This window comes from Xanthomonas sp. JL1 (genome assembly GCF_038405005.1).
Window position 1 is genome coordinate 17,476 of record NZ_JBBYGR010000033.1, and the last position, 11,294, is coordinate 28,769.

Genomic DNA, 11,294 nt, shown 5'->3' on the forward strand with positions numbered 1-11,294 from the left:
GTCATGGATCCCATTCGTTCGCGCACGCCAAGTCCTGCCCGCGAGCTTCTGCCCGGACCCCAACCGGATAGGGTTCAGCCGACTGCAGATCGGGGGGGGGCTCCGCCTGCTGGCGGCCCCCTGGATGGCTTGCCCGCTCGGCGGACGATGTCCCGGACCCGGCTGCCATCTCCCCCTGCGCCCTCGCCTGCGTTCTCGGCGGGCAGCTTCAGCGATCTGCTCCGTCAGTTCGATCCGTCGCTTCTTGATACATCGCTTCTTGATTCGATGCCTGCCGTCGGCACGCCGCATACAGCGGCTGCCCCAGCAGAGTGCGATGAGGTGCAATCGGGTCTGCGTGCAGCCGATGACCCGCCACCCACCGTGCGTGTCGCTGTCACTGCCGCGCGGCCGCCGCGCGCCAAGCCGGCCCCGCGACGGCGTGCGGCGCAACCCTCCGACGCTTCGCCGGCCGCGCAGGTGGATCTACGCACGCTCGGCTACAGTCAGCAGCAGCAAGAGAAGATCAAACCGAAGGTGCGTTCGACAGTGGCGCAGCACCACGAGGCACTGGTGGGCCATGGGTTTACACACGCGCACATCGTTGCGCTCAGCCAACACCCGGCAGCGTTAGGGACCGTTGCTGTCACGTATCAGGACATAATCAGGGCGTTGCCAGAGGCGACACACGAAGACATCGTTGGCGTCGGCAAACAGTGGTCCGGCGCACGCGCCCTGGAGGCCTTGCTCACGGAGGCGGGGGAGTTGAGAGGTCCGCCGTTACAGTTGGACACAGGCCAACTTCTCAAGATTGCAAAACGTGGCGGCGTGACCGCAGTGGAGGCAGTGCATGCATGGCGCAATGCACTGACGGGTGCCCCCCTGAACCTGACCCCGGACCAAGTGGTGGCCATCGCCAGCAATATTGGCGGCAACCAGGCGCTGGAGACGGTGCAGCGGCTGTTGCCGGTGCTGTGCCAGGCCCATGGCCTGACCCCGGACCAGGTCGTGGCCATCGCCAGCCATGGCGGCGGCAAGCAGGCGCTGGAGACGGTGCAGCGGCTGTTGCCGGTGCTGTGCCAGGACCATGGCCTGACCCCGGACCAGGTGGTGGCCATCGCCAGCAATATTGGCGGCAAGCAGGCGCTGGAGACGGTGCAACGGCTGTTGCCGGTGCTGTGCCAGGACCATGGCCTGACCCCGGACCAGGTGGTGGCCATCGCCAGCAATATTGGCGGCAAGCAGGCGCTGGAGACGGTGCAGCGGCTGTTGCCGGTGCTGTGCCAGGACCATGGCCTGACCCCGGACCAGGTGGTGGCCATCGCCAACAATAACGGCGGCAAGCAGGCGCTGGAGACGGTGCAACGGCTGTTGCCGGTGCTGTGCCAGGACCATGGCCTGACCCCGGACCAGGTGGTGGCCATCGCCAGCCACGATGGCGGCAAGCAGGCGCTGGAGACGGTGCAGCGGCTGTTGCCGGTGCTGTGCCAGGGCCATGGCCTGACCCCGGACAAGGTGGTGGCCATCGCCAGCAATAGTGGCGGCAAGCAGGCGCTGGAGACGGTGCAGCGGCTGTTGCCAGTGCTGTGCCAGGCCCATGGCCTGACCCCGGACAAGGTGGTGGCCATCGCCAACAATAACGGCGGCAAGCAGGCGCTGGAGACGGTGCAGCGGCTGTTGCCGGTGCTGTGCCAGGACCATGGCCTGACCCCGGACCAGGTGGTGGCCATCGCCAGCAATAGTGGCGGCAAGCAGGCGCTGGAGACGGTGCAGCGGCTGTTGCCGGTGCTGTGCCAGGACCATGGTCTGACCCCGGCCCAGGTGGTGGCCATCGCCAACAATAACGGCGGCAAGCAGGCGCTGGAGACGGTGCGGCGGCTGTTGCCGGTGCTGTGCCAGGACCATGGCCTGACCCCGGACCAGGTCGTGGCCATCGCCAGCCACGATGGCGGCAAGCAGGCGCTGGAGACGGTGCAGCGGCTGTTGCCGGTACTGTGCCAGGACCATGGCCTGACCCCGGACCAGGTGGTGGCCATCGCCAACAATAACGGCGGCAAGCAGGCGCTGGAGACGGTGCAGCGGCTGTTGCCGGTGCTGTGCCAGGACCATGGCCTGACCCAGGACCAGGTGGTGGCCATCGCCAGCAATATTGGCGGCAAGCAGGCGCTGGAGACGGTGCAGCGGCTGTTGCCGGTGCTGTGCCAGGACCATGGCCTGACCCCGGACCAGGTGGTGGCCATCGCCAGCCACGATGGCGGCAAGCAGGCGCTGGAGACGGTGCAGCGGCTGTTGCCGGTGCTGTGCCAGGACCATGGCCTGACCCCGGCCCAGGTGGTGGCCATCGCCAACAATAACGGCGGCAAGCAGGCGCTGGAGACGGTGCAGCGGCTGTTGCCGGTGCTGTGCCAGGACCATGGCCTGAGCCCGGACCAGGTCGTGGCCATCGCCAGCAATATTGGCGGCAAGCAGGCGCTGGAGACGGTGCAGCGGCTGTTGCCGGTGCTGTGCCAGGACCATGGCCTGACCCCGGACCAGGTGGTGGCCATCGCCAGCAATGGCGGCGGCAAGCAGGCGCTGGAGACGGTGCAGCGGCTGTTGCCGGTGCTGTGCCAGGACCATGGCCTGAGCCCGGACCAGGTCGTGGCCATCGCCAGCCATGATGGCGGCAAGCAGGCGCTGGAGACGGTGCAGCGGCTGTTGCCGGTGCTGTGCCAGGACCATGGCCTGACCCCGGACCAGGTGGTGGCCATCGCCAGCAATGGCGGCGGCAAGCAGGCGCTGGAGAGCATTGTTGCCCAGTTATCTCGCCCTGATCCGGCGTTGGCCGCGTTGACCAACGACCACCTCGTCGCCTTGGCCTGCCTCGGCGGACGTCCTGCCATGGATGCAGTGAAAAAGGGATTGCCGCACGCGCCGGAATTGATCAGAAGAGTCAATAGCCGTATTGGCGAACGCACGTCCCATCGCGTTGCCGACTACGCGCAAGTGGTTCGCGTGCTGGAGTTTTTCCAGTGCCACTCCCACCCAGCGTACGCATTTGATGAGGCCATGACGCAGTTCGGGATGAGCAGGAACGGGTTGGTACAGCTCTTTCGCAGAGTGGGCGTCACCGAACTCGAAGCCCGCTGCGGAACGCTCCCCCCAGCCTCGCAGCGTTGGGACCGTATCCTCCAGGCATCAGGGATGAAAAGGGCCAAACCGTCCCCTACTTCAGCTCAAACACCGGATCAGGCGTCTTTGCATGCATTCGCCGATTCGCTGGAGCGTGACCTTGATGCGCCCAGCCCAATGCACGAGGGAGATCAGACGCGGGCAAGCAGCCGTAAACGGTCCCGATCGGATCGTGCTGTCACCGGCCCCTCCGCACAGCAATCTTTCGAGGTGCGCGTTCCCGAACAGCGCGATGCGCTGCATTTGCCCCTCAGCTGGAGGGTAAAACGCCCGCGTACCAGGATCGGGGGCGGCCTCCCGGATCCTGGTACGCCCATCGCTGCCGACCTGGCAGCGTCCAGCACCGTGATGTGGGAACAAGATGCGGCCCCCTTCGCAGGGGCAGCGGATGATTTCCCGGCATTCAACGAAGAGGAGCTCGCATGGTTGATGGAGCTATTGCCTCAGTCAGGCTCAGTTGGAGGGACGATCTGACGTTCTGGCGCTGTGTTTATGTCGTCTCGGTTAAGCTAGCTCGCCTCCCGACGGAGTCTCGCCATGAAGGTGCTTCGCTTGCTGGTGATGTTGGCCTTCCTGCTGGTCGGTCTGATCATCGGTGCGGTCAATTCTCAGGACATTACGCTCGATTTCCTGTTCTCCAGTGTGCATACCAGCTCAGGTGTCGCGATCATCGTCGCGCTGCTGGTCGGTGTGTTGATCGGTGCCGGCATCGTGCTGGTCAGTGTGGTCATTCCCCTCTATTCCAGACTGCGCCAGGCCAACAAGGCTGTTGCGGTCAGTCGCGCCGACGCCAGGCTTGTCACGCCTGCCGCCGTCGAGCCGCGCCCCATCGATGGACTGTAAGTACGTATGGACTTTCTGACCGAGTGGATCTGGTTCTTTCTGTTTGTGCCACTGGCCGCGCTGGGCGGCTGGATCGTCGGTCGTCGTGGCGGTCAGCGTCATGGCGACACGCAGGTCAGTCGTCTTTCCAGCACCTATTTCCGTGGGTTGAACTATCTGCTCAACGAGCAGCCGGACAAGGCGATCGAGCTGTTCCTGCATATCGCCGAACTGGACAAGGAAACCTTTGAGACCCAGGTCGCATTGGGGCATTTGTTCCGTCGCCGCGGTGAAGTGGATCGTGCGATCCGCCTGCACCAGGGCCTGGTGCAGCGTGGCGACCTGACCGATCAGCAGCGCGTCCAGGCCCTGCTGGCACTCGGCGAGGATTACATGAAGTCCGGGTTGCTGGACCGTGCCGAAACGGTGTTCACCGAACTGGCGCAGCTGGACCAGCGTGCACCGCAAGCGTTGCGTCACCTGATCGGCATCTATCAGGCCGAGCGCGATTGGGAAAAGGCAATCGACAACGCCACCCGCTATGAACAAGTGACCGGCGAGCCAATGGGCAAGCTGATCTCCCAATTCGAATGCGAACTGGCTGACCGCAATCGTGGCCTGGGCAAGACCGACGATGCGTTGCAGGCGATCGCACGTGCCTACCAGGCCGATGGCACCTCCGTGCGCGCCGGTATTTTGGAAGGGCGCATCGAAGCCGAGCGCGGTCACGATGAAGCGGCGGTGCGCGCATTCGAGCGTGCAGCCCGGCACGATCCGGAATACCTGCCGGAGATCATTCCTGCGTTGATGGCTGCGTATCGGCGGGTCGGCGATATCTCAGGGGCGCGCAATTTCTTGTCAGAAATGACCGAGCACTATCGCGGCATCGCGCCGGTGCTGGCGCTGACCCAGCTGATCGAGGCCCAGGATGGCGTGGCGCCTGCGCTGGCCTATCTCGGCCGACAGCTCAAGGATCGCCCGTCGGTGCGTGGTGAATCGGCGTTGATCGACCTCACCCTGGCCGAGGGAAGCGACCCGGTCGGGACGCTGCAAGACCTCAAGCACATCACCGACCAGTTGCTGGTGCGCAATCCGAGCTATCGGTGCACGCGCTGCGGCTTCGGGGCCAAGACGCACCACTGGCAGTGCCCGAGCTGCAAGGAGTGGGGTACGGTCAAACCGTTGTTGAACTACGCGGTGGTCTGATGGCGTGGCTGTGGTGCGTGCTGCACCTGCTGGTTGCGGGGCTGGGAACCTGGCTGTTGCGGCGTTATGCCTTGCACCGCCGCTTGCTCGATCATCCCGGCGAACGGCGCAGCCATGTCGTGGCGACGCCGCGTGGCGGCGGCATGGCAATCGTGGCGGCAATCTTGCTGGGCTGCGTCGCGGCAAGTGTGCTGTGGCCAACAGCGAGCCTGACGCTCGGCTGGTTCGCAGTGGGTTTGATTGCGGTGGCCGGTGTGGGCTGGTGGGACGACCACCGGCCGCTTTCGGCCAGGCTGCGGTTTGCGATCCACCTGGCCGCATCGGCCTCGTTGGGTGGATTGGTTTGCCATCACACGGGTAGCGTGTGGGATGGGGTGCTCACTGCCGCCGCGTCTGTGGTGTTGATCAACGTCTGGAACTTCATGGACGGCATCAACGGGCTGGCCAGCAGTCAGGCGGCATTGGCTGCCTTCGGATTTTTGCTGGTGGCGCCGGCTGGGTGGTCATGGGCCGGGCTGGCAGTTTCAGCATCGTGCCTGGGATTTATCCCATTCAATTTTCCTCGTGCGCGCATCTTCATGGGCGATGGCGGCAGTGGTGCGCTCGGCTATGTGTTGGCAGCGTTGCTGGCCCTGAACGTGGCGAGTGGTCAGGTGAGCTGGTGGATCAGTTGGTTTCCGTTGACGGCCTTTCTTGTAGACGCCGGCTTCACGCTGCTTGCTCGCCTGCTCGCAGGAGAGCGTTGGTGGGAGCCACATGCGCAGCATGTTTACCAGCGTCTGGCACGTCGGCTTGAGACGCACGTTCCGGTAACCGGCATTTATTTCGCTTTCAGCGTCGCTGCCGTCTGCTTGTATGTGTTGATCCGCCATAATGCATTTTGGCAGCAGGTGTCCGGAGCTCTGGTCTGGGGCGTGGGCGCTACTGCAATCTGGCACTTTCTGCGCGATGGACTGCGCAATTCCTGAGTAATGGATTTTTATGATTTCCTCGCGTGACCGTTTGACCAAGGCCCTGCCGCAGATAGCGGTCGTGGTACACGACCTATTGATGGTGTGGGTGTGCTGGCAGCTACTGCACGCCGGCCGCTATTCCATGTTGCGCCAGGCGCCGGATCTGCCGCTGTGGGATTGGCGCACCGGGGTGGTGTTGGTGGCGCAGGGTCTGGTGTTCTGGAAGATGGGGTTGTACCGCGGACTGTGGCGCTTCGCCTCGGTGCCGGACCTATGGAACATCTTCAAGTCGAGTTTCCTCGGCCTGGTCGCGATCGTGCTCGCGTTGTCGTACGACCGCCTGGATCGCGTGCCGTTGTCGGTGCTGGTGGTCTATCCGTTCGCGTTGTCGGCCATGCTGGGTACGCCGCGTTTGCTGTATCGCGCTTGGAAGGACTACCAGATCACGCATTCCGGTGATGCCGGGCAGCGCGTGCTGATCCTTGGAGCAGGGCGTGCTGCCGAAGGTTTGGTACGCGATCTGCGCCGTACTGGCGCGTTTGTGCCGATTGGTTATCTGGACGACGCCAACAACCTGCACGGCGCCAAGATCCAGGGTCTCAATGTGCTGGGCAATCTGGATCAAGCTGCTGCGATTGCCAAAGAAACTGCCGCCAAGCTGCTGGTCATCGCGATCCCATCGCTGGATGCCTCCGGCATGCAGCGCGTTGTGGCGATCTGCGAAAGCACCGGCCTGCCGTTCCGCATGGTGCCCAAGCTGATCAACGTCCTGGAAGGGCGCTCGTTGCCGGGCGAGTTGAAGGAGGTCGCGATCGAGGATTTGCTCAACCGCAAGCCGGTCACGCCCGACTGGCGCCTGATCCGCGACTGGCTGACCAACAAGACTGTGATGGTGACCGGCGCCGGCGGTTCGATCGGCTCGGAAGTCTGCCGCCAGTGCGCCCGTCACGGAGCGCGCCGGATCGTACTGTTGGAGATCGACGAGTTGGCGTTGCTGACCATCGACTCGGATCTGCGTCGGCTATTCCCGGATATCGAAGTGGTGCGCGTACTCGGCGATTGCGGCGACCCGGCAGTGGTTGCGCATGCGCTGAACACCGCGACCCCGGATGCGGTGTTTCACGCTGCCGCTTACAAGCAGGTGCCGCTGCTGGAAGAGCAATTGCGCGAGGCGGTGCGCAATAACGTGCTGGCAACCGAGAACGTGGCGCGCGCCTGCCAGCGTGCACGCATCGAAACCTTCGTCTTCATTTCTACCGATAAGGCGGTCGAGCCGGTCAACGTGCTGGGCGCAAGCAAGCGCTATGCAGAAATGATCTGCCAGAGCCTTGACGCGCGCGATGCGCCGACGCGCTTCATCACCGTGCGCTTCGGCAACGTGCTGGATTCGGCAGGCAGCGTGGTGCCATTGTTCCGCGAACAGATCCGTCAGGGCGGCCCGGTCACGGTGACGCATCCGGACGTGACGCGTTACTTCATGACCATCCCCGAAGCCTGCCAGTTGGTGATCCAGGCAGCGGCGTCTGCATCGCATGGTGCGATCTATACGCTGGACATGGGGGAGCCTGTGCCGATTCGCCTGCTGGCCGAGCAGATGATCCGTCTGGCCGGCAAGCAGCCGGGCAAGGACGTGGCGATTCTCTACACCGGCTTGCGTCCGGGCGAGAAGCTGCACGAGACGCTGTTCTATTCCGACGAAGACTATCGCCCCACCGCGCACTCCAAAATTCTCGAAGCCGGTGTGCGCGAGTTCTCGCATGAGCAAGTGCTGCAGCTGGTGACGCGCTTGCGCGAGGCCGTTAACCGCTATGACATCAACGCGATGGAGACGGTGCTGGGCAGTCTGATGCCGGATTTCGCGGCTGCTCGACGGAAAGTCGACGCGCGATCTGATACGGTCGTTCCATTCCCCGCACGTGAGGTCAGAAGACTGTAATGAGCCAGCGTATTCGCAAGGCAGTATTTCCCGTCGCAGGTCTTGGAACCCGCTTTCTTCCGGCAACCAAGACGGTGCCGAAAGAAATGCTGCCAATCATCGACAAGCCCTTGATTCAGTACGCCGTCGACGAAGCCATCCAGGCTGGTTGCGATACGTTGATCTTTGTGACCAACCGCTACAAACACTCCATTGCCGATTACTTCGACAAGGCCTACGAGCTGGAGCAAAAGCTTGAGCGTGCAGGCAAGTTGGAGCAGCTGGAGCTAGTACGCCATGCGTTGCCGGAAGGCGTTCGCGCCATTTTTGTGACGCAGGCAGAAGCGCTCGGCCTAGGCCACGCGGTGTTGTGTGCCAAGGCCGTGGTCGGTGACGAACCGTTCGCGGTGCTGCTGCCGGACGATCTGATGTGGAACCGCGGCGATGCCGCGCTGACCCAGATGGCCGATGTTGCAGAGGCCTCCGGCGGCAGCGTCATTGCGGTGGAAGATGTGCCGCAGGAAAAGACGGCCAGCTACGGCATCGTCTCTACCGATGCATTCGATGGCCGCAAGGGCCGCATCACTGCGATCGTCGAGAAGCCCAAGCCGGAAGTGGCGCCGAGTAATCTGGCCGTAGTCGGTCGGTATGTGCTGAGCCCGAAGATCTTCGAATTTCTCGAGGCTACCGGTGCAGGCGCGGGCGGCGAGATCCAGCTGACCGACGCGATTGCCGAGCTGCTGAAGAAAGAGCAGGTCGATGCCTTCCGTTTCCAAGGTCGCCGTTTCGATTGCGGTGCGCATATCGGCCTGATCGAAGCCACCGTGCATTTCGCGCTCGAGCACGAAAAGCATGGCGGCCCAGCGAAGGAAATCCTGCGCAACGCATTGGCCCAGGCCGACGCGCGCGGCTGATTGCTGCCTGATCGCTGTTTCCACGAACGACGCCAGCTGGCGTCGTTCGTCGTTCAGGACTCGCCACACGATGCCGCTGCGCTGGCAGAGCTCGGTATGGCAAGGGCAAGCGCCGCACAGATGCGCACCCAGGTGCAGGCCGATGCCGCGTGAGTGCCGCTAGAATCCGGGCATGAGCCAACCTGCCGAATCCAGTGAACGGATCAACGTGATTGTCCTGTTGGGCGCCGCCGTCGTTGCGATCCCGTTGTTTCGCCGATTGGGTCTGGGCTCGGTGCTGGGTTACCTGGCGGCGGGGCTGGCGATTGGTCCGTTTGGGGTAGGCCTGTTCGACGAACCGCAAGCAATCCTGCATGTCGCCGAGTCGGGCGTGGTGATGTTCCTGTTCCTGTTCGTGATCGGGCTGAAATGCGTCCATCGCACCTGTGGAGCCTGCGCAAGGAAATCTTCGGGCTGGGTACGTTGCAGATCGCGGTTTGCGCGCTGGTGTTGACCGGCATCGGCATGCTGCTCGGCTTCGCACCACCGGTAGCCTTCGTCGCGGCGTCCGGTTTTGTGCTGACCTCCACCGCCGTGGTGATGCAGTTGTTGGCCGAGCGCGGTGACGTGGCCTTGCCGCCGGGGCAAAAGATCGTAGCGATTCTGCTATTCGAAGATCTGTTGATCGTGCCGTTGCTGGCGATCGTAGCCTGGATGGCTGCTAGCTGCGATCCGCAGGCCGCATCGCAGCGCTGGCAGGGCATCGGCATCGGTCTGGCCTGCATCGTCGGCTTGCTGGTGGCCGGGCGTTGGCTGCTCAATCGGCTGTTCCGCATTCTGGCTGCGTCCAAGGCGCGCGAGGTGATGACGGCTGCAGCATTGCTGGTGGTGTTGGGCGCGGCACTGTTGATGCAGGTGGCCGGGCTGTCGATGGCGATGGGGGCATTGCTGGCCGGCGTGCTGTTGTCCGAGTCCACGTTCCGGCATCAGATCGAAGCGGATATCGAACCGTTTCGCGGCATCCTGCTGGGGCTGTTCTTTCTGGGTGTCGGCATGAGCCTGGATTTACGCGTGGTCGCGGCCGATTGGCGCTTGATCGTAGCGGGCGTGCTGGCTTTGATGGTGGGCAAGGGCGCATGCATCTACGCGGTGGCGCGGCTGATGCGCAGCGACCATCGGCAGGCGCTGGATCGCGGCATGCTGATGGCGCAGGGCGGCGAGTTCGCATGCGTGCTGTTTGCCGCCGCTTCGGCATCCGGTGTCATCGATGCGCAGGTCACCGCCAGCCTGACCGCTATCGTGGTGTTGTCGATGGCACTGACGCCGTTGTTCGTGTTGCTGCAACGGCGGCTGACGCCGGCCGCGGCGGTCTCGCTGGATGGCGTGGAAGAAGCCAGCGGGCAGACCGGCAGCGACTTGATCATCGGCTTCGGGCGCTTCGGGCAGGTCGCCAGTCAATCGCTGTTGGCGCGCGACGTGGCTGTGACCATCATCGACAACGACATCGAGATGATGCAAAGCGCTGAAGAGTTGGGCTTCAAGATCTACTACGGCGACGGCCCCGGCTGGACGTGTTGCATGCCTCCGGCGCGCACAGCGCACGCGCGATGTGGTCTGCGTCGACAACCAGGAGGCGGCCAATCGCATCGTCGAACTGGCAACGCGCGAGTTTCCGCATGCCAAGCTGCTGGTGCGTTCCTACGATCGCCAGCATTCGCTGCAACTGGTGGCTGCGGGCGTGGATTACCAGATCCGCGAGACCTTCGAGTCGGCGGTGATCTTCGGCAGAGTCGCGCTGGAGGAACCGGGGATGGACGAGGACCAAGCCGGCATGATTTCGCGCCATATTCGTCGGCGCGATGCCGAGCGTTCCGAATTGGAGATCGCTGCCGGCGATGCACGCGCCGGAGCCGGGCTGATGTACGGCAACACGTTGCCAGCCGCGCCCCGGCCCACACCGTTCACGCGACCGCGTCGCGGCAGCCGCACGCTCAATCCCGATGCGGTGCCGTAAGCCGAGCAAGTAGAGACAGCGATACGCGAGTAAGAGCGGCGAACGAAACCACTGCGCAGGCGCCAGGCAGGTGCGGCCGGCGTCGGTGGGCATTTACCACTCATCCGCCTCGGCTTGTGCGCGCCGTATGCACCTATCTGACGACTGCTCGCTACTTGGTCGCCCCTGAAAAACCCTCTCAAACACCAAATGCCATGTTTGCCGGCCACATGATGCTTGAGCGCGTTGAGGGGCGCGCCCGCACCACCTGCAACCAGGCACGCAAAAAGGCGATCCAGCGCAGCCGCCACCGCAGGTTGTCGCCAGCGGCGCAGCCGAGCACGTGCAGTGCATCGCCTTGG

At 63.8% G+C, this 11,294-nt stretch carries 6 protein-coding genes and 2 pseudogenes; 7 read left to right on the forward strand and 1 reads right to left on the reverse strand.

The window, feature by feature from the left end:
- The first annotated feature begins 3 nt into the window (after nucleotides 1-3).
- The 7 genes and pseudogenes from avrBs3 (at nucleotide 4) to WJW29_RS06990 (ending at nucleotide 10,953) form a co-directional block, all read left to right on the forward strand.
- Complete coding sequence (avrBs3, locus tag WJW29_RS06960) at nucleotides 4-3,624, forward strand: type III secretion system effector avirulence protein AvrBs3 (protein ID WP_205412097.1); 3,621 nt, start codon at nucleotides 4-6, stop codon at nucleotides 3,622-3,624.
- Between the two features lie 63 nt (nucleotides 3,625-3,687).
- The gene (locus WJW29_RS06965; protein ID WP_011258880.1) at nucleotides 3,688-3,993 is read left to right on the forward strand and encodes a LapA family protein; all 306 of its coding nucleotides are present in this window, start codon (nucleotides 3,688-3,690) and stop codon (nucleotides 3,991-3,993) included.
- A gap of 6 nt (nucleotides 3,994-3,999) precedes the next feature.
- Nucleotides 4,000-5,178, forward strand: a complete 1,179-nt coding sequence (lapB, locus tag WJW29_RS06970) for a lipopolysaccharide assembly protein LapB (protein WP_011258881.1) — start codon at nucleotides 4,000-4,002, stop codon at nucleotides 5,176-5,178.
- Nucleotides 5,178-6,146, forward strand: a complete 969-nt coding sequence (locus tag WJW29_RS06975; protein WP_011408448.1) for a glycosyltransferase family 4 protein — start codon at nucleotides 5,178-5,180, stop codon at nucleotides 6,144-6,146. Before lapB ends, WJW29_RS06975 begins: the two co-directional genes overlap by 1 nt.
- 13 nt (nucleotides 6,147-6,159) lie before the next feature.
- The gene (locus WJW29_RS06980) at nucleotides 6,160-8,067 is read left to right on the forward strand and encodes a nucleoside-diphosphate sugar epimerase/dehydratase (RefSeq protein ID WP_011258883.1); all 1,908 of its coding nucleotides are present in this window, start codon (nucleotides 6,160-6,162) and stop codon (nucleotides 8,065-8,067) included.
- Nucleotides 8,067-8,960, forward strand: coding sequence for a UTP--glucose-1-phosphate uridylyltransferase GalU (galU, locus tag WJW29_RS06985; RefSeq protein WP_011258884.1), 894 nt, complete (start codon nucleotides 8,067-8,069; stop codon nucleotides 8,958-8,960). The genes WJW29_RS06980 and galU overlap by 1 nt, the downstream gene beginning before the upstream one ends.
- Before the next feature lie 172 nt (nucleotides 8,961-9,132).
- Nucleotides 9,133-10,953, forward strand: a pseudogene (locus WJW29_RS06990) (monovalent cation:proton antiporter-2 (CPA2) family protein).
- A gap of 178 nt (nucleotides 10,954-11,131) precedes the next feature.
- Here WJW29_RS06990 and WJW29_RS06995 read toward each other — a convergent pair.
- Nucleotides 11,132-11,294: pseudogene (locus WJW29_RS06995) on the reverse strand (IS5/IS1182 family transposase); the annotation flags it as partial.

Excerpts from the sequence above, each read along its gene's own strand:
- avrBs3 (WP_205412097.1), top strand. The coding sequence starts at position 4 with ATGGATCCCATTCGTTCGCGCACGCCAAGTCCTGCCCGCGAGCTTCTG.
- WJW29_RS06980 (WP_011258883.1), top strand. The coding sequence starts at position 6,160 with ATGATTTCCTCGCGTGACCGTTTGACCAAGGCCCTGCCGCAGATAGCG.
- lapB (WP_011258881.1), top strand. The coding sequence starts at position 4,000 with ATGGACTTTCTGACCGAGTGGATCTGGTTCTTTCTGTTTGTGCCACTG.
- galU (WP_011258884.1), top strand. The coding sequence starts at position 8,067 with ATGAGCCAGCGTATTCGCAAGGCAGTATTTCCCGTCGCAGGTCTTGGA.
- WJW29_RS06965 (WP_011258880.1), top strand. The coding sequence starts at position 3,688 with ATGAAGGTGCTTCGCTTGCTGGTGATGTTGGCCTTCCTGCTGGTCGGT.
- WJW29_RS06975 (WP_011408448.1), top strand. The coding sequence starts at position 5,178 with ATGGCGTGGCTGTGGTGCGTGCTGCACCTGCTGGTTGCGGGGCTGGGA.